Source organism: Caldibacillus thermoamylovorans (assembly GCF_000751775.1).
Taxonomy (GTDB): domain Bacteria; phylum Bacillota; class Bacilli; order Bacillales; family Caldibacillaceae; genus Caldifermentibacillus; species Caldifermentibacillus hisashii.
This window is the reverse complement of record NZ_CCRF01000044.1, coordinates 49,753-74,434: the sequence shown is the minus strand read 5'-3', so window position 1 is coordinate 74,434 and position 24,682 is coordinate 49,753. Positions and strand designations below refer to the sequence as shown.

Here is a 24,682-nt window from a genome sequence, read left to right as displayed (position 1 = left end):
CCGGAATGGGAATGGATTTGCTATACTTTAATACAAGAAAAGCTCCCAAAATTCAGGAGCTAATCAGTTTCTTTTACATTCAATTGATGGACAAGCGCATTTAACTGTTTCAAGACAACACGGCGGGTTAAAATCCCTTCAAAATAACCTTCTTCGTCCACGGTACAAACGAACGGGTGATTAATTAATAATTTCAACCCCTTCTCTAACGGATCCTTCACGGTAAGAGTGGGAACATTCCGGTTCATGACATCTTCCACAACTAAATGTTCCAACTTCTCGAACTCAATTCTTTCCAAGCCCATAATTGCATCCAATATTAACGGACTGGATATAAGTCCATGAAATTTATATGCAGGATCAAGTACCGGAATGGCTGTATACCCTGTTTTTGTTAATACCAATAAAGCATGTTCAAGATTATTACCGATTTGTACATGTGCAACCCGTTCGGAAGATATAATAAAATGTCCTATATTTTTCCCTAAAAACTCTCCTGTTTGAAGATCCATCATGTGCAAAATCTCCTCAAAATGATTTTTCTAACCAGATCTATTTTATCATACTGCGTAGAAAATTTCCGTTTTAACAGGAGACTTTCTTAGATGGTTTTTTAGACATATTTTTACATCATCTGTCATTATGTAGAAAAATGGGATTATTTAAGAAGATCAATATCCAAACGGCTTACGAATAATGTTATACCAAGATTTCGTATTAGCAAATTTATACGACAAAAACATGTTCATTCATCATAATTTTTACAAAAGTAAGATTCTTATGATTCCTCGCCTTGCAGCAAATCAAATATTTCTATTGCAACCATGTCAATATTATCAAATTGGAATGCGTCCGTTTTTCCATCTTCATTAAATATTTTCAGTTCAAAGGATTTAGTCTTCGCATAATAATTCACTTTACATTTTCGGACCCCATTTTGTTCAAAATATCGCTCAGCATCTTCCATACTTTCTTGCATTGTTTTTAATCGGGTCAAAATCCCTTCTAATAAAGACATAATTATTTCCTCCTAATTCTATGTCGAGTATAATATGAATAGCACCATTTTCCAAACTTCATTAATTTATTAAGATTTTTTTGGAAAGGAGAACTTTAGTGAAACCGATTATTTTATATTCACAACCGGATTGTCCACCATGCGAAATTACCAAGAAATACTTACAGGAAAAAGGAATTCCGTATATTGAAAAAAACGTTAAAGAAGATCGTGAAGCAAAAAATGAGTTAGTAAAAAAATTTAAATCGTATTCAACACCTACAGTCGTCATCGGAGAAAAAGTTTTCTCGGGCTTTCGTATTAATGAAATTGAAGCGGAATTATCAAAGAGATTCCTCAATCAATCCCGATGTTGAATAGATATATTATGTAATAAAAAATAAGTCTATGCAATGATTAATTCATATATCCTTACATTTCCACTTTTGACACTAAACTATTCAAAAGACTTTAGCTCGCTATAACCGCCACACTTATCCGGTATACCGGGAAAAAATAAAATTAACTTTGGCAGTATCGGTCTTTTTCACTTCTGCAAACTAGATGATGATTTTTGATGCAAATTTTTCTGTATTTTGGTAATATATAACTAGATATTCTTTTGGATTAGGAAAATGATGATGGACTTAAACAAACAAATATCAAGACGTTCTTTTTTAAAAAAACTGGGAAAAGTGATTGCGGGTTCTGCTTTAGTAGGAATTGTGGGACAAGCCTATATGAAATATATTGAGCCAAATTGGATTGAAGTAACTCGTCAAAATATTAACCATCCACTTATACCTCCCATATTCAATGATTTTAAAATTGTCCAATTTAGTGATACACATTTAGGATTTCAATTAGATTTTGACCATTTTGAGAAAATCATTCAAACGATTTCAAAAGAAGAACCCGATCTCATTATTTTTTCAGGTGATCTTGTTGATAATCTTCTCTCATTTTACGAATACGAAGAGATTGTTATTTATTTAAATTATCTTCAGGCACCTTACGGGAAATTTGCAGTTTACGGCAACCATGATCACGGTGGTTGGGGAACCGATAAATACAAACAGATCATGGAAGCATCTAATTTTAAGCTGTTAAGAAATGAATCTCAAAACATCAAGATCGGAAATGATGGGGAAATCATTATTGCCGGTATTGATGATGCCATGCTTGGTCAACCGGATTTTGAAAAAACATTCAGCTCAATTCAAGAGCGCTACTTTACATTATTAATTTCACATGCACCCGATTTAATTGAGGACGCCAAACATTATCCGGTCGATTTTCAAATTAGCGGTCATACCCATGGTGGACAAATTCAGTTGCCATTTATCGGACCATTGATTACACCACCCTATGGACAAAAATATGTTGAGGGTTCCTACGATATTTCTGACCATCTCAGGCTTTATGTCAATCGGGGACTTGGAACAACGAGATTACCTTACCGACTCTTATCCCGTCCGGAAATAACCATCTTCACTTTGAAAACATAAAGGAAAAGGAGAGTAGATGATGCAACCTTCTAGTGAACAAGCGACCAACTTCCCAACTGAAATTTTATCTAAAGCACTATTCATCGTAAATCGTCATGCAAAAACGGCTATTGATTCAAAATATTTATACCAATTAAAACATGCTACTATAAAAAAAATGCTGGCAGAAGGAAAGGCAAAGAAAATTGGACTGCATTTCTCACGTAATCCGAAATTCAGTCAACAACAGCTTGATGTGCTTATTTCCTGTGGTAATTATTATTTTCATATTCCCCCCACAAGAGAAGATATCCATAATCTAACACATTTAGGAAAACTGGATGACCATTTCCGGAATCCGAAAACAATTCTCCCTTTGAAAGAAGCCAAAAAAATTTTGCAATTATATACGGGTATTAGAAAAAACGAAAATCAAAAAAGGCAGCGACCACGTTACCAACAACCCTTCTTCAAAAGATTGGGTGAATAATATCTTGTACAACCTCAACACATAAAACAACCAGTCAGAAAGGGAGTATTTCTGACTGGTCCAACGATTGAAGAACGTACCATCGTTCATTCTCTATAATCTTTTGGCAAGCAATAACCGGCATCATTACCGACTATAGGTTATCTGCTACATTTCCGGTTCATTCAAAGCAATGATTTCGCTAAACATTTTCTCAAAATCAAGCAGGAGGATAATCTGCTCCTGATTTCTAATAACTCCGCTAACAAACTGATTCCGATTGCTTAAATCGTTCGGCTTTTCAATCTTTGTTACTGATAAAATTTGTTCTACACCTGATACATGAAAAATTGCCCGCTGTTCGCTAATTTCTGTAACGATAAATCGATCCTGTTCGCTGTTTTCTTGCACCGGAATTGACAGGAACATGGCTAAATCAATTACCGGTAAAACTTCTCCGCGAATATCGGTAATCCCTTCAATATATGGTTTTGATCGCGGAACAGGTGTCACTTGAGTGGGCATAATAATTTCATTTACATTCTTTACCGGTATACCAAAAAGCTCTTTGCCTAAATAAAATTCAACCAGCATCATTTCCTCAGGCAAAGTTACCGTATTCTGATGATTTTCATTCGTTTTCATGTTGATTTCCCTTTCTCTATTATTATTCCTTCTTTTATTTTACTTTACAAACAAGAAAAATAATAGATAAATCTACTTTCTTTAAAGTGAAACTTCCATCAGGGGGGGGCATCCCCACTGATGGTTAGTTGAACCAATCGGGCACTTACGGGCACTTATCTTCTACTATTCCATGTTTGATTGCCTTTACATTGGGAAAGATTTCGTGATCTTTTGTACTTTGTGTGGGGTAAATATAAAGAAACTTACATTGATTATCCAGAAAGTCACAAATTAATCAATATGTGTAAAATAGTTAAAGCAAGTTTTCCTTATATATGGTATGATATTACTGAGACTGCTTAAGGAAAGGGATCATGATGGAACAATTAATCAACCCAAATGTAAAGAATATTCAAATCTCGGGGATCCGTAAATTTTTTAATATGGTTGAAGGTGTTCAAAACGTCATTTCACTTACAATCGGTCAACCGGATTTTCCCACGCCTTCCCATATAAAAGATGTTGCAAAACAAGCAATTGACCAAAATTTCACTTCATATACAGCGAATGCGGGTTATTTAGAACTTCGAAAAGCAGCAAGTAACTATGTCAAAAGAAAATATCGTATCGTTTATCATCCTGAGTCAGAAATCATTGTAACTGTAGGAGCCACTCAAGGGATTGATATTGCTTTAAGAACAATCTTAACTCCAGGAACCGAAGTTTTATTACCTGGCCCGATTTACCCCGGATACGAGCCACTCATTAAACTTGCCGGAGCAAAGCCGGTCTATCTGGATACACGAAATACAGGATTCAAAGTAACGGCTGAAATGATTGAAAAAGCGATAAATAACCATACGCGTTGCCTTATTCTCCCCTACCCTTCCAACCCTACCGGAGTAAGTTTAACGCGGGAAGAATTAAAAGAAATTGCTGAAGTTGTAAAAAATAAACCAATTTTTGTCCTTGCCGATGAAATTTACAGTGAATTAGTATACGAGAAAGAACATGTTTCAATTGCAGAGTTTATACCTGAACAGACAATTGTGATTAACGGTTTATCGAAATCTCACTCCATGACAGGGTGGCGAATCGGCCTTGTCTTTGCGCCCGCTTATTTAACAAAGGAAATGATTAAAGTACATCAGTACAATGTTTCTTGTGCCAGTTCAATTTCACAAAAAGCCGCAATAGCAGCATTAACAACCGGCTTCTATGATGGAAGGTTAATGCGTGAAGAATATGTGAAAAGAAGAGACTATGTTTATGAGCGGCTAGTAAAATCGGGCTACAATACCGTTCTTCCCAACGGTGCTTTTTACTTTTTTGTAAAAATACCGACAAATTTTCAATTGAATTCTTTCGATTATTGTTTAAAAATGGTAAAAGAAAACGGGGTGGCCGTCGTACCGGGAAGTGCCTTTTCTGAATATGGGGAAGGGTATTTCCGACTCTCTTATGCATGTTCGATGGAAAAATTACAAGAAGGACTGAACCGGTTACTTGATAAATAAAGAAAACTCGGCGACTGCCGAGCCTTTAGGCGATGGCAAAGCCGTAGTTCACCGAAAAAATATAAAATTTTTTCGGCTGCGATGTATTCCCGTGAAGCTTTCCTTGTGCACTTATACTTAATTCTTAAAATTTCCAACTACGTCGAATTTGCTTCTTTGCTGGAAATTTATACTTTCTTAACGTATAAAAAAAGGGCAATCCATAAAAGGCTATTTTCAGCTTTTATGGCGCCCTTTTCTTTTCACCGAATGAAAGACCGTTTGCTTCGGTTTTCAAATTCATTGCCAATATTTATACAATGCCTGGGTTCCGCTATTTTCTTCACCCATTTTCGCCAACTTTTCGTACATCTGTTTTGCCAAAGTCAAACCGGGTAAGTCAAGATTCATTTTTTCCGCCTCATTTAGTGCAATCGTCATATCTTTAATAAAATGCTTTATAAAAAAGCCGGGACTGTAATCTTCTTTTAATATTCTCGGTGCATAACTGGAAAGAGAAAAACTTGCAGCCGCACCGGTCGAAATTAAATCAACAACCTTTTGAACATTTAATCCAGCTTTTTTTGCATAAATTAATGATTCACAAACACCAATCATTGTAGGAGCAATGGCTATTTGATTTGCCATTTTTGTATGTTGCCCCGATCCTCCTTTTCCAAAATAGGCGATATTTTTCCCCATCAATTGAAAAAGTGGTAAAACAGCATCAAAATCTTTTTGGTCTCCGCCGACCATAATGGCAAGTCTGGCTTCCTTGGCTCCGATATCACCACCCGAAACCGGTGCATCAAGAACGTGTATTCCTTTTTTCTTGCCTTCTTCATATAATCTTTGAGCAAGCGTCGGTGAAGAGGTTGTCATGTCGATAAAATATGTATTTTCTTTTCCGTTCGTGATTAAGCCGTTTTCCCCTAAATAAACTTCTTCCACATCATTAGGTGTTCCAATTATAGTAAACACATATTTTGCCTGGTGAGCAATTTCTTTCGGTGTCGCTGCCCAAATCGCACCTTTGTCTAGTAATTCAGCCGCTTTTTCTTTTGTTCTTGTATAAACATATAACGGGTAACCACCATTTAAAATATGACCAGCCATGCTTTTACCCATTACACCTAATCCTATGAAGCCAACAACTGGTTTTTGCTTATTATCCATTGTCCTTACCACCTCATTTTTTTAAAATCGCTTATAACCTCATTTTATCATATTACATAATTGAAAGGGCGGACTATATAAACAGCCCGCCCTTAACAATATATTATTTATTATTTTGCTAATCCTTCTTTTGTTATTACTTCTGTTAATTCATTCATTGCCAATTCTTCATCGTTTCCGTCAACGATGATCGTAATGTCTGCATCTTTTCCGATACCTAAAGACATAACACCCATGATTGATTTTAAATTAACTTTTTTTTCTTTATATTGTAATGAAATTTCCGACTCGAATTTACCTGCTGCTTGTACTAATAATGTTGCAGGACGGGCATGAATACCTGTTTCTGCGATAACTTTAAATTTCTTTTCAATCATATAAGTCACTCCTCAATCAATTAATTTTAAAGTATGTAAAAACTTGGCATGATTTATTATATCATATCATTTGATAAATTGTTCACTATTTGGAGCTCAGATAAATAAAATTTATTGAATCGATGATAATTTAACCCCATTTCCTATAATTATTCTTCATAAATCATTTTTTTCGTCATCCCTCCGTCTATGGTAATATTTTCTCCACTGATAAAATCATTTTCCGGATTTGCTAAAAATAAGCAAGCACGAGCAATATCAGCTGGTTCGCCAACCCGACCTGACCAATGTTGTTTATGGTCTCGCTCAGATAATTCCGATTTATCTCCCGTATGAATCCAACCGGGGCTGACCGAGTTTACGCGAATATGATAGGGACTCAAACTTGCCGCTAAAGCATGGGTAAGGGCAATGATTCCACCTTTGGATGCTGCATACCCTTCTGTATTAGGTTCTGACATAAATGCCCTTGTAGAAGCAATATTAATAATGGAACCGCCTTTTTCTTTCATAAATCTGGCAGCTTCTTTTGAACAAAGAAATGCACTTCGTAAGTTTGTATTAAGCATATCATCCCATTCTGCAACAGACATTTCAAATAATGGAATGAATTTTGAAATACCGGCATTATTAATTATTACATCAATCCCTCCATATTTTTGGATAGTGAATTCGACAAGTCTGCGAATCTCTTCTTCTTTTCTCATATCTGTTTCAACAAAGAAAACTTGCTTTCCAGATGCCAATAATTGTTTTTCCAATGTTTTTCCCGCCTCAACATCTACATCCGCTACAACAACATTAGCGAATGCGTTTGCAAAAGTTTGGACAATGCTCCTCCCAATCCCATTCGCACCACCTGTAACGATAACCGTTTTATTTTGAAACATCGGCCCATTCCTTTCTGTTGATTAATTAGTCAAAGAAACTTTTCGTTGTTAACTATATACTTTACGCCTTGTTAGTCAACTTCACTCTTATTATATGTATAAATCAAGAGTTTTTCACCTACATTGGAAAAAAACAAAGTAAATAGCTAAAAAAAGGGCTGTATAATATACAACCCCTGTGTGATGCTAATCATTTATTTCGCAAAAACGTGGTTACCGATTTTGACTGTAACTTGTTTTGAAAAAATCCATTTGCTTGTACTAGTTTTAGGATTATAGAAATACAATGAGCCATTTCCTTGCCCTCTAAATGCTAAAGCTTCCTGTACTGCTCTTTTCGATTCAGCATTAGCCGGCTTATTAATTTCACCGTTAGCCACCGGTGAGAATGCATAGTACCCGTTATCAATTTGATAGATTACGTCTCTGACACTGTTTGGAAAATTCGGGTTGTCAACGCGATTCAAGACAACTGTTGCAACTGCAACTTTCCCTGCATATGGCTCACCTTTTGCTTCTGCAGTAACAAGTCGGGCAAGCAAATCTTTGTCACTGCTTGATAAACTGTCAGGCAATGATAGTTTTTGACCCGGATAAATCTTATCAGAGTTTAAGTGATTCATAGACTGGAGGATTTGAACAGGAACTCCATTAGTTTGTCCAATTTTATAAAGTGAATCGCCACTTTTCACTGTGTAAACTGATGCAGCTTCTGTTTGGTTTGTACCGAAACCGATCATCGCAAACATCGCCAGCATTGTGATCATCGTTTTTATTACTCTTTTTCCCATGCTTCAAGAGCACCTCCTATCAATTGTACATATCCTAGGTTAACAAGGAATCTAGTAGACTTCATTAGTAGAGGAATGGCTAATTTACCGTTATTTGCCAAACGGAGGTGCACCGGAAAGGAAAATAATCAACTTCTTGGTTCTTCCATATAATAATAAATTACATTTCCGCCATGTTGGGCAACACCGCGGAAATGTTTAAAGTCCGGGCGCTCAACCAAATATTTACGGAAAGTCAAAAAATCGCTTTTTTCAATTAAACATTCATTTATTTTGCCTGAAGCTAGTTTATCAAGAAGTTCGCGTGCTGTTTCTTCATCCATATGTTATCCCTCCTATGAATCTTTTTATAATGAATAGTGGAAGAAATATTGAAATGTAAAACATCAGTCAGTATAGGAGCAATATCAAAGAACACAATAAATAGCCCACTTCTTGTGACAACGCTTGTGTGAACAATATCATGCCCCCCAGTCTAATTGAACGTAGGCGGGCAACCCCTTTTCCCAACTGTCTTCCCCGTTGACAAAATTTGCCGGGATTTTGTCTATCTCGTTAAAAGTTTCTCGGTTTTTCAACTAAATTTGGCATATGTACTTTACTTTTAAAAAGATCTAGTGCAAACTAATTTATAATTATAATTAATCAAGGGAGAGAAGTAAAATGAGAAAAGCTGCAGTTGGGAATGTAATCGAATTCAAAAATGGTCTTCGTGGTATTGTCGAGAAGGTCAATGAAAACTCTGTCATAGTGAATTTAACCTATATGCAAAATTTCCGAGAAATGGATTTGGATGAAAAAACAGTTGTTAATCACAAAAACTACATAATTGTTGATGAATAACAAAAATGTAGGACGTTCACCGGTATTTGTACACTTTTACTGAAAAAAATTTTCCTTTTTCACACTGCTTCAAAACAACTATCCATAACGACCTCCTCGTAAAATATACAGTGAAAACTTCAATCAGTGGGGAATCTACCTCACTGATTGTTAGTTGAGCCAATAAGGGATTTATGGGTACGCATTTCCCACCCTTGCTTCTTTGATTTATGCGGGAAGATTTAGTGACCGTTCATGCAGAGTACTTTTTCTCCTCACTCCTACTTTATATTCACTACTTTTTTCATTTTTCTCCTTCATAAATTATGCTAAAATATATTTATGTTTTGAAAGGAGCCTCGCAAATATGACAAAGACATTCACTGATTGGAGATTCCTGTTTGGACTTGCCATAGCCCATTTACTAATATTTTTCGCCTTTGATCAAGCAAAAGTTTTTTGGTATATCTTAACAGGCGCTATGCTTTTGTTAATTGCTTACTCGATTTTAAATGAAGATATTGATGATCAATTATCACTCGGACGCTATTTACTTTACGGAGTACTGTCCGGCTTTATGCTCTATGCTATTTTTTGGCTTGGCGATACCATTGTCCGCTTAATCAACTTTACTTATTTTAAAAATCAAATTACAAGTTTATATCATTTATATTCACCTAAAGTGATTTGGCATTTTATTGTTTTAGTACTGATTTTAATACCCGGTGAAGAATTTTTCTGGAGAGGATTTATTCTCAAGCGTTTGCTTAAAGACAACCAAATTTGGCCGGCTGTCATTGTATCTTCCTTCCTTTACGGTTTAGCACAATTATATTCAGGATCAATTGTACTTTTTATAGCCGCTTTCATAGCAGGAATCGTATGGGGAGCTCTTTATGCTTGGAAACGCAGCCTGCCGCTTGTTGTCATCTCACACTTAACTTTTGATTTACTATTGTTTGTCTTTTTTCCATTACGATAATAAAAATATAAGATTTTTTCGGCTTTGATGTATTCCTGTAGCTTTCCTTGTGCATTTATACTTAAAACTTAAAATTTTCCGCTACGTCGAATTTGCTTCCTTGCAAGTAATTTATACTTCCTTATCGTATAAAGAAGGTGTCCCGGTTACCCTGTCCTTTAACCGGGACACCTTTTTGGTATTATCGTATAATTAATAATAAAAGAAAAACTAGACTGATATAACCAAATAAAGGATATAAAAAAGACAGCAAAGTTCCGTAGTCCACCATGCTGATGGCAAATGCAACGGAAAGAATGGCCATTCCAATTGTTAATGTATTCCCCGGTATTTTCCTTTTCACAAACCGCTCTAAACCATATAAATTGCCGACAACCGATGTAAAAATCTCCCCGTAAATGACAATGATAAATAGGAAATGGAATGATGTGGCCAGGGTGTTCACCATGACAGCCATTGGAATTTGAAATTCGGTTAAAGATGGAAGCTGAACCAGGGTGACGTGACTTGAGATCAAAATCAATGTCAAGGCTAGTCCACCGATCACTCCCCCCCTTTTCACAGTCTTCTTATCACCGATTTCGGTGGCAGCCGGTACAAGTACAGCTGTTGCCAAGGAAATATTAAATGCAGCATAAGCAAAACTATCAATAATTGCCCCCCATGTAAAATGAAATCCTTTTGCAACATTTCCCATAAAGTCAGGTAAATGGAAAGCAAGATACGCTAACAGAAAACTAAATAATATTAAAACAGGAACGACAAGCGTATTAACCCAAACCAGCCCCCTTGTCCCAATCAAAAGTACAATTAACGTAAAAATGATGGTAATAAGGATTCCAGCCATTTTAGGTAAATGCAATTGTTCCTGAAACACACTTCCCGCCCCGCTTAACATGACAGATGTTACCCCTACTAACATGACAAACATGATAAGATTAATCACCGGTGCGAAATATGGTCCAAAAATATGTACATTTAATTGTTGAAAACTCCTCGCCTGCAATTCGATCGCCAATAACATGATTTTTACACCAAAACCGATAAAACAAAGGCCGGAAATACAGATACCAATCAAACCCATAAAACCATATTGGGAGAAGAACTCAACAATTTCTTTACCGGTTGCAAATCCTGCCCCAACAATCGTTCCTACATAGATAAAGGCCAATTGAAAAGACTTTTTCCAACTCACCAAACTCCCCCCTCCCTTCATCTTATGCCAAGGAGGACAAGGAAAGAACGGTACGAAATATTTCACAAATAGGTATTTCATCCATCGAAGTACTTGTATCTGACAAGAAAGAACGATACAAACTTTTCACTGTTTATTTAAAATTTTTATGGCAAAATACTTGAAAGTCAAAGATGGTCAAAGTATAATATAGTCAGAAGGTCAAGGATAGTCAAAGTCAAACAACTGACAGGTTATATACTTCATAAAGAAAACTCGGCGACTGCCGAGCCTTTAGGTGAGAGCAGAGCCGTAGTTCAGCGAAAAAACATTTTCGCTTGCGAGGTAATGCTACCGAAGTCTTTCAGTGCACTTATGCGTTAGGAAAGTAGAAATTGAAAAATTTATACTTTCCTATTAGCTAAATAAAAATAGATAATTCTTTTAGTAAGGAGGTTTGCACGATGTTATGTCAAAAATGTCATAAAAATGAGGCAAACATTCATTTACAATTTTACGTAAATGGAAAACAAACTGAATATGCTTTATGTCAAAAATGCTATCAAGAGGAACAAGAAAAATTAAATTCTTCTTTGAAAAATTTCATGGGAAATGCAAACCCGTTTTCACAAATGTTTGGAGGTTTTGTTCCGTTTGGCAGCCCAATTGATGGTCAAAATGGGGTAAAAACGCTAACTCGGCAAACATCCGGCGGTCGTGGTGGCTTCCTTGATCAATATGGAAAAAACTTAAATCTTGAGGCAGAAAATGGCAAAATTGACCCGGTTATTGGTCGGGATGAAGAAATTAAAAAAGTAATTGAAATTTTGAACCGTCGTAACAAAAATAACCCGGTGTTAATCGGAGAACCTGGCGTTGGTAAAACAGCAGTTGTAGAAGGTTTAGCCTTAAAAATTGTTGCAGGCGATGTTCCGATGAAACTTCGGGGAAAACAAGTTTACCTGCTCGATGTCGCATCCCTCGTTGCCAACACCGGTATACGCGGACAATTTGAAGAACGAATGAAACAATTAATTGCCGAAGTACAAAATCGACCGGAAGTGATTCTGTTTATCGACGAAATTCATTTGATTGTCGGTGCCGGTTCTGCGGAAGGTTCCATGGATGCAGGAAATATTTTAAAACCAGCTCTTTCCAGAGGTGAACTGCAATTAATTGGTGCAACAACCTTGAAAGAGTATCGTCAAATTGAAAAAGATGCAGCTTTGGAACGGCGTTTTCAACCGGTTCAAGTTCATGAACCTTCAGTCGATGAAACAATTACAATATTGATGGGATTGAAACCGAAGTATGAAGAATATCATCAAGTAAAATACTCTGACGAAGCCGTTCGTGCTTGTGTCAACTTGTCTCATCGCTATATTCAAGACCGCTACTTACCGGACAAAGCGATTGACTTACTTGACGAAGCCGGTTCTAAATTGAATCTCGAATCAAAAACATTAACACCGGCTTATATTGAAGAACGCTTAAAACAAATTGCCGAAGAAAAACAACAAGCCCTACAAGCTGAAAACTATGAACTGGCTGCAAAATTACGTGATGAAGAACAAACACTGGAAAATCAGGGCAGCCAAGCAAAAGATGCAGCTACACCAATTATCAATGTTGATTTGATTCAACAAATTGTTGAGGAAAAAACCGGTATCCCGGTTGGCAAAATCCAAGCCGATGAACAACAAAAATTAAAACATATTGAAGAAAACTTAGCTGCAAAAGTAATTGGTCAGGCCGATGCGGTTCGTCAAGTAGCTAAAGCCATTCGCCGCAGTCGGGCCGGATTAAAAGCAAAAAACCGTCCAATCGGTTCGTTCCTCTTTATCGGTCCTACCGGTGTTGGGAAAACTGAATTGGCCAAAACCCTTGCCGAAGAATTATTTGGTACAAAAGACGCAATGATTCGCTTGGACATGAGTGAATATATGGAAAAACACAGCGTCTCTAAATTAATCGGTTCACCGCCTGGCTATGTTGGTCATGAAGAAGCAGGTCAATTAACGGAAAAAGTCCGGAGAAATCCGTATAGCTTAATATTATTGGATGAAATCGAAAAAGCACATCCGGATGTTTTACACATGTTCCTGCAAATTTTGGATGACGGGCGTTTAACAGACAGCCAAGGTAGAACCGTAAGCTTTAATAACACGGTTATTATTATGACAAGTAATGCAGGTCAACATATAAAGGATATTCGCGTCGGTTTCGGTATATCCGATCAAACGGATGAATCATCAGTAGTTGAACAATTACGTGATTACTTCAAACCGGAATTTCTAAATCGGTTTGATTCCATTGTTCGATTCCATTCATTATCAAAAGAAGATTTGTTACAAATTGTCGATTTAATGTTAGCTGAAGTTGTAAATCAATTAAAAGAAGATAATAAAACAATTACTGTTAGTCAGGAAGTGAAAGAAAAACTGGTTGACCTTGGCTACAACCCTTCTTTCGGTGCACGGCCATTACGTCGGACCATTCAAGAGCAATTGGAAGATAAAATTGCCGATTTCATTCTCGATGAACCGGACGTACACCATTTGAAGGCAACACTTGAAAATGGCAAAATCGTTATAAATGCTGAGTAAAAAAAGGTATGGAATCGTTATTGATTCCATACCTTTTTTATGAAGAATCCCCTTTTTTTGTCAATCATGCTAATGTCCCAGAATATAGGGTATTTATGAAAACACCCGCTAGTCGAGAGAATGGAGTTGTTATGAATTAATTTCCGTTCTTCCTATGCTGTTAGGGAAGAAAGATCAGGGTGGGCATTTATACTAAAACTAGCGGTGGGGTACTCCCTGATCTTAGGAATTCGAAAAAAACGTTGATATTTATTTAGTAAATTGTCTAGTTCTTGGCTAGACTTTAACGTCTTTTCATTGGTAAAGCCATATTGTTTAGCTATTTCAATCATTTGTTCACGTTTTTTCTTAATCTGTTCTTCCATTTCTCTTTTGGTCATTTCTTCATCCACTTTTGTAATCCTCCTACTTTATCCTCTCATCCAATAAAATTTTGTTCCTATGACATTTAACCAAAATTATTACATAATGTAAAGAGAATCGGCAAAAATAGACAAAATATTCCCTTTTCACCTTATTTATTGAGATTACATCCCCATTAATTTAGTGTCACTATATTTCCAGACAATATAGAATGTTAAATTCCTTTTACAAGCAGGATTGAATTTTATAGAAATAGTAACCTACTTATAATTTATATCGGCAAATAATGAATGTATAATATATTATTAGTTATTTCTTAAACCGCCTCAAGAACAGTTATTAAAATAAAAATAGGAGGTTTTTCCATTGAGTAAACAGCGTGATTATTATTTTGATAATGGAAAGTTCCTGTTAATTTTCTTTGTTGTGTTTGGCCATTTAATTCGTTCCTATATTGAAGATAATGAAATTTTATATGCCCTGTATAAAACAATCTATTCCTTTCACATGCCGGCTTTTATATTGGTATCCGGCTATTTTGCCAAAGGATATTTTGAAAAAGGATATTTCACGAAATTAGTCAAAAAATTGCTCGTTCCATACTTGATTTTTCAAATTATTTATTCGGTATACTATTATTTCTTACTTAGTGAGAAAAGCTTATCCATTAATATATTTAATCCTGAATGGTCTTTATGGTTTTTAGTTAGTTTATTTTGCTGGCATTTGTTATTGCTATTATTTGCAAAAATGAATCAGCCTTTTGGGTTTATCCTTTCTATAATCATTGGAATTTTGATTGGATATATTGATTTTATTGATGAGTATTTGAGCCTTTCCAGAACTTTTGTCTTCTTCCCGTTCTTTCTGCTCGGTTATTATTTAAAACGGAAACATTTTTATTGGTTAAAATCGAAAGTCGCTATAAGTTCTGCTACTATTATTATAACTTCGGTGTTTGTCCTTTTCTATCTGTTTCCTTTAATGGATTTTGAATGGTTATTCGGTTCTAAGCCATACAATCATTTTGAGACAGATATGACTTTCGCATGGTTGCAAAGACTGTTCATTTATGGAGTCAGTTTAATTACCTTATTTAGCTTTTGGGCATTCGTTCCAAGACAGCATTATTTCTTTACAAAAATTGGAAAATACACGTTGTATATCTATTTATTACACGGTTTTATTATTAAATATTTTCGTGGTTCAAATTGGGAAAAGTGGATTGCTAAAAATCATTCCGTTTGGATTTTAGCAGTTTTCGCTCTCAGTTTGACTTTACTGTTGTCGAGTAAATTCGTGCGTGTCCTGACCCAACCGATTATTGAATTTAAATTAGCAAATTGGTTTTCCTTGTTTAAACAATTTAACAGAAGATTATTTTCATAGTTGATTTATAAGGAATACATGCAGCTTACTCTTCTATGCTGCTTTCTCATTGACTAAAATCTTCAAGTGAGTGTTTGACACACGAGTAATAGTGGTAATCATACCTAGCAAGCAAAAAAGATTTATGCTAGTATAAGGGAGTGGATTTTTTAGTGAACTTTGGTTAATCCATCTAATCAATGATGTAAATCTTTTTGAAGCAGGTGAAATTTGTTATGTGTGGTTTTATTGGCTGTGTCCATGAAGAGGCACAGAGTTACAGCAACGAACAAATCAATCAGTTTAAAAAAATGAACGATATCATTACCCATCGCGGTCCCAATGATGAAGGTTTCTTTTATGATGAACATGTTCAATTCGGGTTTCGGCGATTAAGTATCATAGATCTCGATAATGGACACCAGCCGCTCTCCTATGAAAATGAGCGATACTGGATTATTTTTAACGGCGAAGTTTACAACTATATTGAAATTAGAGATGATTTAATTAAGCAAGGACTCTCTTTTGAAACAGAAACAGATACTGAAGTGGTGATTGCTCTATACAGTCTGGAGAAAGAAAAGGCCGTAAAAAAACTTCGCGGCATGTTTTCATTTGTCATATGGGATAAACAAGAAAAAACATTATTTGGTGCAAGAGATCCGTTTGGAATTAAACCGTTTTTCTATTGTTTGGACGGTGACCGGATGTTTTTCGGTTCTGAAAAGAAAAGTATTCTAATGGCACTTGAAAATGATGTATTAAATTTTGAAGCATTGCAACATTATTTCACTTATCAATTCGTACCGGAACCACTCTCCATGCATGACGGGATAAAAAAACTGGAACCCGGCCATTATTTTACAAAAAAAATTGGCGAACCGATCGATATGAAACAATACTGGCATGCTTCATTCCACCCGGTACATAAATCGGAGGATGAATGGATCAAAGAAATACGTGAAGTATTATATGATTCGGTCCGTTTACACATGAGAAGCGATGTTCCGGTCGGTTCCTTCCTTTCCGGTGGGATTGACTCGTCAATCATCGCTTCCATCGCAAAGGAATTTCACCCATCCATCCAAACATTCTCGGTTGGCTTTGAACGGGAAGGGTACAGTGAAATCGATGTAGCAAAAGAAACGGCGGAAAAAATCGGTGTTGAAAATATTAGCTATGTTATTACACCGGAAGAATATATGAAAGAGTTACCGAAAATTATGTGGCATATGGATGACCCGTTAGCAGACCCGGCTTGTGTACCGCTTTATTTTGTCGCCAGGGAAGCAAGTAAATATGTGACTGTTGTCCTTTCCGGAGAAGGTTCTGATGAATTGTTCGGGGGTTATAATATATACCGTGAGCCACAATCGCTGAGGGTGTTTAACCGAATGCCCGGATTTTTAAAATCATTTTTAAAATTAATTGCACAAATCATGCCTGAGGGGATGCGTGGGAAGAGCTTTATTGAACGCGGTGTAACACCGATGGAAGATCGGTATATCGGTAATGCAAAAATGTTCACTGAAAAAGAAAAGCGGAGTCTGCTCAATGTGTACAATCCAAATATTAATTATCTTGATATCACACGCCCTTTATATGAAGAAAATAAAGGTAACGACCCGGTAGAACGAATGCAACATATTGATATCCATACATGGCTTCGCGGCGATATTTTGTTAAAAGCGGATAAAACGACGATGGCCCATTCATTGGAATTACGCGTCCCATTTATGGATAAAGCTGTTTTTGAGGTCGCTTCAAGAATCCCATCAAGCTTAAAAACAGCCAACGGAACAACAAAATATATTTTACGGAAGGCAGTTGAAGGGATTGTTCCTGACCATGTCTTAGATCGAAAAAAACTTGGCTTTCCTGTTCCAATCCGCCATTGGTTAAAAAATGAAATGAACGATTGGGCAAAAAATTTAATTAAGGAAAGTGATACAGATCATTTAATTAACAAAAAGTATGTGCTCGATTTACTGGATGCCCATTGTGCGGGAAAAGGCGATTACAGCCGGAAAATCTGGACTGTTTTAATGTTTATGCTTTGGCACCAAATTTATATTGAAAAAAAATATTCCTTTGAACAGGAAGTCTTACGTGAAAAAAGTCCGGTAAAAGCGAATTAATGTCCACGACAAAAGACAAGGCAGTAACAGGAATCATCCATCTTGTTACTGCCTTTTTGGATAGATAAAGCATAGGAAAGTTAATTCACATGTTCTTTTTTCAAATACTTATTCAAACGGTAATATGGTTATTGCCTGACTTCCCATTTGCACCCATGCCTCTTTGAAATCTTGGATGGGTGCTGTTTTATTTTTAATCCCTGTCAATGGATCATTAAAATAAATAAATTGATCATCATATCCTGTGACTAAGACGGAATGCTCTTTACTCGTCACCTTTACCGCACCTGATGGCGTTTCCCATGTTTGAAACAGATCCTCGGAAATTTTTTGATAAGCGGTATTTATAATGACCCAAACCGGTTGTTCTGCGGATAACGGAATCTTTAATTTTTCAAAGTCGGAACCGGTCATATCGATAATTCTCCCCGGTAAATACTGTTCCGCCAACTCTCGGATCGGCTCATGAAAAACACCGAGACCCGGATTTTGTAAGTTATACATATCGCCAACAAAACCATCATGTGGATTTCCGAAATACACCTTTCCTCCTGAGACGGAATAAGGGGTCGGATCCTTTTTCACCTCATTCGCCAGCGTCATTTTATCAACATTTTCACCGGCAAATTGAAGCAACATAGCCAAACTTGTTACTTCACATCCTCTTGGAAGTTCCGGGTATTGCTTAATCAAAGGTGCATCAATAATGACTGATCCCTTTATTTTTACAATGGAAAACTCATTCAATACTTCCTCTTCTCTTTGATTTTGACTATTGTTGATTCCAATTGCATTAGCAATATACTCAAATTTTCCATCCTTGACAAAATTTATTAGAAAAAGCGAAAAGACTACGAGGAGAAGACTAAATCCCAAGAGTATCCCCTTTTTTGTCCTTAAAAAAAATTGACAAACGAACAGTAAAATTAATAATAATAGAAGTAGCATGATATCCTCCAAGCGCCTATCTATTTTCATATACTCGGTCACACGTCTACATCCAGCCATAAATTTCATGGTCTAATGGAACCGGTATTTATCAGTCACACGATTAAATCAGCCAATAATCACCCGTTCTTTCGGATAATGGAAATTTTCTTTTTTCTCCTTCCCACCAATCATTAATAAAAATGTCAAAATACCGACACGACCAATAAACATAAGCAACATAATGATAATTTTTCCAATGTTCGATAACTCAGCGGTAATCCCTAGCGACATACCGGAAGTTCCAAAAGCCGAACAAACTTCAAATATTAGGGTGATTACCGGAACATCTTCAGTAAAGCATAATAAGACAACTGAACCAAAGCAAACCATTACAGCAAAAATGGATACAACAAAAGCTTTTACAACATCCCCTTCATGAATTTCCCTTTTAAATATTTTTATTGCTTGATTTCCTCGGGAATAATGATAAAGAAATAAAATAATGATGGCAAACGTCGTTGTACGAATACCGCCACCAACCGAACTGGGAGAAGCACCAATAAACATTAAACAACTCAATAACATTAAAGTGGCATCCGACAAATCCGTAAGGTCAAGTGTTACAAGCCCACCGCTTCTTGTTGATACCGATTGAAAAAACGCATAAAACAATGATTCATGCCAGATTTTATCATGTAAAAAATGATTCCACTCAAACAATAAAAAGCCGAGACCCCCGAATAGAACCAAGATTAAATACATAAGTGTTGCGATTTTTGTATACAAAGTAAAATGAAAGGTCTCTTTCCTCTTTTTAAAGTAATTCACAACTTCGATTAAAACCGGAAATCCAATGGCACCTAAAGTAATTAAAACCATATGGATAAATTGAACAAAATAATCGTTGGCAAAAGGAATTAATGAAGATCCGGTAATATCAAATCCAGCATTCGTTGTAGCCGTGACCGAAGAAAATAATCCATGCAAGTATGCTTCCTGCCAAGTTGGGTAATAATTCAAATAGTATGTTCCTAATATAAGTGCACCCATTAATTCAATCATAATAAAGACGACAAGCAGTTGCTTCAACAAGCGGACGAGTCCGGATAGATTCATTTGGTTCTGGTCGGTCATGATTAATCGCCGTTCCCTTAGCCCGATTTTTTTCCCTAATACGATCCAGAAAAAGGTGCCTAAAGCCATGATACCGACACCGCCAATTTGTAAAATAAAAATAAGGATAAAAAGTCCGGTGGTTGTAAACGTCTCGGCAAAATTTACCGTAGTCAATCCGGTTACACTTACAGCACTGACAGCCGTAAAAAGGGCATCCATAAACGTCCAGTGTGCATGGTTCTTAATAGCCACCGGTAAACACAATAACAGTGTGGAAATGATAACGACGATGATATAATAGCCGACAATCATTTGGGCAGGTCGTAAGTTGTTCATTAAAGTTTGAAATTTTTCCCGCATTTAAAAGTCCCTTTCAAGTAAAAACTATTGTTCATAATGGAAACTATACAGTTTAAAACAGTATGTATCACCTTATTTTATCTAACTTAAGAATGGTAGTCAAAACTTGCCATAAATGTTCCCACTTAACCGATCCATACTAAAAATAAATCGGAAAAAAGGTGGTGAATAACATGGCTCGTTCCTCAAATAAATTATTAGTACCTGGTGTTCAGCAATTTCTCGACCAGGTAAAATATGAAATTGCTGAAGAGTTTGGAGTTCAACTTGGCGCAAATACTGTATCACGTGCAAACGGATCTGTTGGCGGTGAAATCACGAAACGTCTCGTCCAGCAAGCACAATCACAACTTTCTAACAAAAATGAATAAAACTTGGAAAAAAAGAAAGGCCCATTCAATAAACGGATGGGCCTTTCAATTTGTTCATATGTTATCAGTAGCTACTGTTTACCTATTCATGGTAACAAAAGCTGATTCTTTTGTTTTCAAAAAAGTACGCAATTATTCGGCTTTCGGTTGAGGTTTTTCTGTTTTACGTTTCTCCACTTCTTGTGCCACAGATCCTTTTTTCTTAGAAATGAAATAACCGCCGACAGCTATCCCAAGCAAGACAACCCAGAAGATCGTTTTCCATAGGCCTGATTCCGGAAAATGTTCGTCTATTATCGCTACACCCGGATGCGCCAACGTATGGACAGCCAATTTCACACCTACCCAACCAACGATGAGGAATGCGGCATCCTCAAGAGTCGGGTACTGATTGAGTAATTTAACAAACCATGTTGCAGCAAATCGAATAATGATGAGACCAATCAGTCCGCCCATGAACATAACCATAAATTGACCGCCATTGATCCCGCCGATAGTAAAGTCACCAACCGGCCGCAATGTTACCGCCAATGCAACGGCAGCAAGCATGGAGTCGATCGCAAAGGCAATATCTGCCAATTCTACTTTTGCGACGGTTGCCCAGAATCCGCTTTGTTTATTTCCCGCAGTTACTTTCACTTTATCGGTTTCTTTTCGCTTTTTGATATAGTGATGAATCATAATGTATAACAAGTAAAGCGCACCGATTGCTTGAACTTGCCATACGTCAACGAGAAAAGAGATTAAAAACAATGTGGCAAAGCGAAAAACAAAAGCACCCAGCAAACCGTAAAACAAGGCCCGTTTCTGTTGTTTATCGGGTAAATGTTTCACCATAACAGCCATAACCACTGCATTATCTGCTGCCAAAATTCCTTCTAAGCCAATCAGTACCAATAAAACCCAACCATATTCTAATAAAATTGAAATATCCATTGAATCCCCTCCATCCATATTTTGTACCTTCATCGTTTTTTTCTGTAAAAAAAGATTTGGAAACATAAAAAGACCTTTGCCAACTTTAACTTATAAGTAAAAGTCAGCAAAGGTCTTGCGTAGCACTTTTATATGCCAACAAAGCCGGAAGCATTTACGCTACGAAATGACGACTTTGTTTCAGGATTTCCCCTTTACGCTACTCCCCTTTACAAGAAAGAGTATATATGTTTTTCACTCTTAATTACAATGTGAATAAGGATATTTATGTTTTTATTATAAATTGATTTTTGTTAGATAGCAACAATTTTTTCATTTAAATAAAAATTCACTATTACCATACTACGTCCAACATATTGTAAATAGTTACAAGCGAAAAATAACTGCTGCTTTTTGTCGTCTACCGAACCCTTATTTTTCATCATCCATCGGGTTATATAACTTCACGTCCGGGTTCTTATCTTGGAACCAGCGAAGAGCGAAATCATTTTCAAATAAAAACACATTTCGATCATAACGATCCTTCACCAGCATACTTCGAGAACTGTTCAGTCTTTCATCAACCGTATCGCCTTCAATCCAACGAACAACTTTCGAACCAATATGTTCCATGTTCACATCGACATGGTATTCATTTTTCATTCGATGTTCGAACACTTCAAATTGTAATTGCCCTACTGCGCCAAGAATATATTCTTCATATTTTGTTTTAAATAATTGGATGGCTCCCTCTTGAACTAGTTGATGAATCCCTTTATGAAATTGCTTTTGCTTCATGACATTTTTGGCTGTAACCCGAACAAATAATTCCGGTGTAAATTGCGGTAACGGATTGAAATGAAAAATTGGTTTTCCTTCCAAAATCGTATCGCCAATTTGAAATATCCCTGTATCATACAAACCGATAATATCGCCGCTTACCGCTTCATCTACCGTACTACGGTCATCAGCCAAAAATTGCGTAGATTGGGATAATTTCAACGTTTTTCCTGTTCGTGCCAGTGTTACGGTCATACCACGTTCAAATTTTCCGGAACAAACCCGGACAAAGGCAATGCGATCGCGGTGTGCCGGATTCATATTCGCTTGAATTTTAAAAACAAATCCCGAAAAACTTTCTTTTAAAGGATCAATAGGGCCGATATCAGAAGGTCTTGCCTGCGGTTCGGGAGCAAATTTCAAATAAGTTTCTAAAAAGGTTTGTACACCAAAAGTTGTCAGCGCACTGCCGAAAAATACCGGTGTTAAAGTTCCATTTAATATTTTTTCCTCTGAAAATTCATTTCCTGCTTCATTCAGCAACTCAATTTCTTCCAATACTTGTTCGTATAAACCTGATTGTTGTAATTGATGTTCGACAGCCAATTCACCCTCTTCATTTAACGGCAAAAAGCGATCATTTTCTTCAACCCGAAATTGCTCAATCCGGTTATAAAAGCGATCATAAATCCCGAGAAATTCTTTTCCCATTCCGATCGGCCAATTCATTGGATATGCATCAATTTCGAGAACTTCTTCCAGCTCAGCAATCAATTCCAGCGGCATTTTTCCGACCCTGTCTAATTTGTTAATAAAAGTAAAAATCGGAATTCCCCGCATTTTACATACTTTAAAAAGCTTAATGGTTTGCGGCTCAATCCCTTTCGCAGAATCGATAACCATAACAGCACTATCGACAGCTGTCAAGGTTCGATACGTATCTTCACTGAAATCTTCATGCCCGGGGGTATCCAAAATATTAACGCGAAAACCATGATAATCAAATTGCATAACACTGGATGTAACGGAAATTCCCCGTTGTTTTTCAATTTCCATCCAGTCACTTGTTGCATACTTACCTGTCTTCTTTCCTTTTACTGTCCCTGCCGCCCGTATGGCACCACCGAATAAAAGTAGTTTTTCCGTCAACGTTGTTTTTCCGGCGTCCGGGTGGGAAATAATAGCAAACGTCCGCCGCGATTTCACTTCATCTATAAAATTTTCCATTTGTATAATTCCTTCCTATCTAAAAACTTTTTCTTCACGTAACAAAAATTTTCATACAAAAAAATATTACCGTTGAAAGCACAAGAATGCAATGGGGATTTTTATGTTATTATATGTTAAGGAAAGAATATGAAGGAGTTTTTTAACATGAAAAAAATTATTCTGGTCTTCCTCACCTTCTTCTTATTAGCCGGATGTGCAGAAGAGAACACCAGCCGAGACTCGACTACAAAACCTGATCAAAATTCAGATATTGGAACAACGGCAATTGAGGAAGATCAACAAAATCCGAGTCAAGAAGCTCCAGAAAGTGCTGAAAATGACTCGGTAGATAATAGCCAGGTTAACCGTTTTAATGGGAACGTAATGAATGTTGTCGATGGCGATACAATGGATATTCAATTTGAAAACGGAAAGGAAGAACGGGTTCGTCTCGTTCTTGTCGACACACCCGAAACAAAACATCCGACAAAACCGGTCCAACCATTTGGACCTGAAGCTTCGGCATTTACAAAAGAAATGCTAGCAGGAAAAAATGTACAAGTGGAACTGGATGTCCAAGAACGGGATCAGTACGGTCGAATTTTAGCCTATGTCTATATCGATGGTAAAATGTTTAATGAATTATTATTAGAAAAAGGCTTGGCAAGAGTGGCTGTATTTCCGCCAAATACTCGCTATGTTGATGAATTTTATGCGATTCAGAAAAAAGCACAAGAAGCAAAACTTGGCATCTGGTCGATTGAAGATTATGTCACTGATAATGGGTATATTATTCAAGAGGAAACCGGGGAAAATCAATCTTCAACTAATACAAATATAGATTGTCAAAATCCAATCAAAGGAAATATTAACTCAAAAAGTGAAAAAATCTATCATGTACCCGGCGGCCAATATTATGACATAACAAAAGCCGAGGAATTGTTTTGTACGGAACAGGAAGCTGTGAACGCAGGTTACCGAAAATCACAAAGATAAAGTGAAACTTCCGGATGTGGGGATTTTCTTCATCCCCACTGATTTAGTTGAACCAATCGGGCACTTATCTTCCTCTTTTACATCTTGATTTCGCTTATTATTCTACAGGAGGAAGATTATTGCCCATTTGTGCGGGATAAAGTGAAACTTCCAGCAGTTTGGCTTTATCCCCACTACTTATTGGTTGTGGCTGTAACGAGATGAAAATAAGTCATTGTACTTGAAGCCAAAATCGAGAAGGC

25 protein-coding genes are annotated in these 24,682 nt (G+C 36.6%); 11 read left to right on the top strand and 14 right to left on the bottom strand.

What is annotated here, in order from left to right; genetic code table 11:
• Positions 1 to 59 precede the first annotated feature (59 nt).
• Positions 60 to 515: a cyclic-di-AMP-binding protein CbpB gene (cbpB, locus tag BT1A1_RS06905; protein ID WP_034769464.1), complete on the bottom strand. Its 456-nt coding sequence runs from the start codon at positions 513 to 515 to the stop codon at positions 60 to 62.
• Between the two features lie 263 nt (positions 516 to 778).
• Positions 779 to 1,018: a DUF1797 family protein gene (locus BT1A1_RS06900; RefSeq protein WP_034769463.1), complete on the bottom strand. Its 240-nt coding sequence runs from the start codon at positions 1,016 to 1,018 to the stop codon at positions 779 to 781.
• Positions 1,019 to 1,116: 98 nt separating this feature from the next.
• Here BT1A1_RS06900 and BT1A1_RS06895 point away from each other — a divergent pair, with 98 nt between their 5' ends.
• The 3 genes from BT1A1_RS06895 (at position 1,117) to BT1A1_RS06885 (ending at position 2,974) form a co-directional block, all read left to right on the top strand.
• Positions 1,117 to 1,374, top strand: coding sequence for a glutaredoxin family protein (locus BT1A1_RS06895; RefSeq protein ID WP_034769462.1), 258 nt, complete (start codon positions 1,117 to 1,119; stop codon positions 1,372 to 1,374).
• 264 nt (positions 1,375 to 1,638) lie between these two features.
• Positions 1,639 to 2,505: a metallophosphoesterase gene (locus tag BT1A1_RS06890; RefSeq protein WP_034769459.1), complete on the top strand. Its 867-nt coding sequence runs from the start codon at positions 1,639 to 1,641 to the stop codon at positions 2,503 to 2,505.
• A gap of 19 nt (positions 2,506 to 2,524) precedes the next feature.
• Complete coding sequence (locus BT1A1_RS06885) at positions 2,525 to 2,974, top strand: YkyB family protein (protein ID WP_095141678.1); 450 nt, start codon at positions 2,525 to 2,527, stop codon at positions 2,972 to 2,974.
• 147 nt (positions 2,975 to 3,121) lie between these two features.
• Here BT1A1_RS06885 and BT1A1_RS06880 read toward each other — a convergent pair whose 3' ends face one another.
• Positions 3,122 to 3,598, bottom strand: coding sequence for a chemotaxis protein CheW (locus tag BT1A1_RS06880; protein ID WP_051989049.1), 477 nt, complete (start codon positions 3,596 to 3,598; stop codon positions 3,122 to 3,124).
• A gap of 359 nt (positions 3,599 to 3,957) precedes the next feature.
• On the opposite strand from BT1A1_RS06880, the gene BT1A1_RS06875 reads away from it, so the two are divergent.
• Positions 3,958 to 5,097 (top strand): aminotransferase A, encoded by a 1,140-nt coding sequence (locus tag BT1A1_RS06875; protein WP_034769565.1) that lies wholly within the window; start codon positions 3,958 to 3,960, stop codon positions 5,095 to 5,097.
• Between the two features lie 279 nt (positions 5,098 to 5,376).
• On the opposite strand, the gene BT1A1_RS06870 is transcribed toward BT1A1_RS06875, so the two are convergent.
• The 5 genes from BT1A1_RS06870 to BT1A1_RS06850 form a co-directional block, all read right to left on the bottom strand.
• Entirely contained in the window at positions 5,377 to 6,252 is an 876-nt protein-coding gene (locus BT1A1_RS06870) for an NAD(P)-dependent oxidoreductase (RefSeq protein WP_034769453.1), read from the bottom strand.
• A 110-nt stretch (positions 6,253 to 6,362) separates the two neighbouring features.
• A complete protein-coding gene (locus tag BT1A1_RS06865; protein WP_034769450.1) occupies positions 6,363 to 6,629 on the bottom strand; it encodes a phosphocarrier protein HPr in 267 nt (88 codons plus the stop codon).
• A gap of 149 nt (positions 6,630 to 6,778) precedes the next feature.
• Complete coding sequence (locus tag BT1A1_RS06860) at positions 6,779 to 7,519, bottom strand: glucose 1-dehydrogenase (RefSeq protein ID WP_034769444.1); 741 nt, start codon at positions 7,517 to 7,519, stop codon at positions 6,779 to 6,781.
• Between the two features lie 194 nt (positions 7,520 to 7,713).
• Complete coding sequence (locus BT1A1_RS06855) at positions 7,714 to 8,310, bottom strand: cell wall hydrolase (protein ID WP_034769441.1); 597 nt, start codon at positions 8,308 to 8,310, stop codon at positions 7,714 to 7,716.
• Positions 8,311 to 8,438: 128 nt separating this feature from the next.
• Positions 8,439 to 8,633 carry a hypothetical protein gene (locus BT1A1_RS06850; protein WP_034769438.1) on the bottom strand — a complete coding sequence of 65 codons (195 nt, stop codon included), beginning with the start codon at positions 8,631 to 8,633 and terminating at the stop codon, positions 8,439 to 8,441.
• Positions 8,634 to 8,973: 340 nt separating this feature from the next.
• On the opposite strand from BT1A1_RS06850, the gene BT1A1_RS06845 reads away from it, so the two are divergent.
• Together BT1A1_RS06845 and BT1A1_RS06840 are read left to right on the top strand one after the other, a co-directional pair.
• Positions 8,974 to 9,153, top strand: a complete 180-nt coding sequence (locus tag BT1A1_RS06845) for a YkvS family protein (RefSeq protein ID WP_034769436.1) — start codon at positions 8,974 to 8,976, stop codon at positions 9,151 to 9,153.
• 346 nt (positions 9,154 to 9,499) lie between these two features.
• Positions 9,500 to 10,114, top strand: coding sequence for a CPBP family intramembrane glutamic endopeptidase (locus BT1A1_RS06840; protein ID WP_034769433.1), 615 nt, complete (start codon positions 9,500 to 9,502; stop codon positions 10,112 to 10,114).
• Between the two features lie 181 nt (positions 10,115 to 10,295).
• Here BT1A1_RS06840 and BT1A1_RS06835 read toward each other — a convergent pair whose 3' ends face one another.
• A complete protein-coding gene (locus BT1A1_RS06835; RefSeq protein WP_320060684.1) occupies positions 10,296 to 11,309 on the bottom strand; it encodes a YkvI family membrane protein in 1,014 nt (337 codons plus the stop codon).
• A 443-nt stretch (positions 11,310 to 11,752) separates the two neighbouring features.
• Here BT1A1_RS06835 and BT1A1_RS06830 point away from each other — a divergent pair, with 443 nt between their 5' ends.
• A complete protein-coding gene (locus BT1A1_RS06830) occupies positions 11,753 to 13,894 on the top strand; it encodes an ATP-dependent Clp protease ATP-binding subunit (RefSeq protein ID WP_034769431.1) in 2,142 nt (713 codons plus the stop codon).
• Between the two features lie 152 nt (positions 13,895 to 14,046).
• On the opposite strand, the gene BT1A1_RS06825 is transcribed toward BT1A1_RS06830, so the two are convergent.
• Positions 14,047 to 14,286 (bottom strand): aspartyl-phosphate phosphatase Spo0E family protein, encoded by a 240-nt coding sequence (locus tag BT1A1_RS06825; RefSeq protein WP_051989048.1) that lies wholly within the window; start codon positions 14,284 to 14,286, stop codon positions 14,047 to 14,049.
• 337 nt (positions 14,287 to 14,623) lie between these two features.
• On the opposite strand from BT1A1_RS06825, the gene BT1A1_RS06820 reads away from it, so the two are divergent.
• Positions 14,624 to 15,646, top strand: a complete 1,023-nt coding sequence (locus tag BT1A1_RS06820; RefSeq protein ID WP_034769430.1) for an acyltransferase family protein — start codon at positions 14,624 to 14,626, stop codon at positions 15,644 to 15,646.
• Between the two features lie 215 nt (positions 15,647 to 15,861).
• Positions 15,862 to 17,763, top strand: coding sequence for an asparagine synthase (glutamine-hydrolyzing) (gene asnB, locus BT1A1_RS06815; protein WP_034769429.1), 1,902 nt, complete (start codon positions 15,862 to 15,864; stop codon positions 17,761 to 17,763).
• Between the two features lie 108 nt (positions 17,764 to 17,871).
• Here the strand turns inward: asnB and BT1A1_RS06810 are convergent, their stop codons facing one another.
• Together BT1A1_RS06810 and BT1A1_RS06805 are read right to left on the bottom strand one after the other, a co-directional pair.
• On the bottom strand, positions 17,872 to 18,711 hold the full coding sequence (locus tag BT1A1_RS06810; RefSeq protein WP_081912296.1) for a C39 family peptidase: 840 nt from the start codon (positions 18,709 to 18,711) through the stop codon (positions 17,872 to 17,874).
• 108 nt (positions 18,712 to 18,819) lie between these two features.
• Positions 18,820 to 20,169 (bottom strand): TrkH family potassium uptake protein, encoded by a 1,350-nt coding sequence (locus tag BT1A1_RS06805; protein ID WP_034769428.1) that lies wholly within the window; start codon positions 20,167 to 20,169, stop codon positions 18,820 to 18,822.
• 173 nt (positions 20,170 to 20,342) lie between these two features.
• Between BT1A1_RS06805 and BT1A1_RS06800 the strand changes: the two genes are divergently transcribed.
• On the top strand, positions 20,343 to 20,540 hold the full coding sequence (locus BT1A1_RS06800; RefSeq protein WP_034769427.1) for an alpha/beta-type small acid-soluble spore protein: 198 nt from the start codon (positions 20,343 to 20,345) through the stop codon (positions 20,538 to 20,540).
• A 132-nt stretch (positions 20,541 to 20,672) separates the two neighbouring features.
• On the opposite strand, the gene BT1A1_RS06795 is transcribed toward BT1A1_RS06800, so the two are convergent.
• Both BT1A1_RS06795 and BT1A1_RS06790 read right to left on the bottom strand, forming a co-directional pair.
• On the bottom strand, positions 20,673 to 21,476 hold the full coding sequence (locus tag BT1A1_RS06795; protein ID WP_034769426.1) for a TerC family protein: 804 nt from the start codon (positions 21,474 to 21,476) through the stop codon (positions 20,673 to 20,675).
• Positions 21,477 to 21,887: 411 nt separating this feature from the next.
• Positions 21,888 to 23,462 (bottom strand): peptide chain release factor 3, encoded by a 1,575-nt coding sequence (locus BT1A1_RS06790; RefSeq protein WP_034769425.1) that lies wholly within the window; start codon positions 23,460 to 23,462, stop codon positions 21,888 to 21,890.
• 147 nt (positions 23,463 to 23,609) lie between these two features.
• Here BT1A1_RS06790 and BT1A1_RS06785 point away from each other — a divergent pair, with 147 nt between their 5' ends.
• Entirely contained in the window at positions 23,610 to 24,440 is an 831-nt protein-coding gene (locus BT1A1_RS06785; RefSeq protein ID WP_051989047.1) for a thermonuclease family protein, read from the top strand.
• Positions 24,441 to 24,682 lie beyond the last annotated feature (242 nt).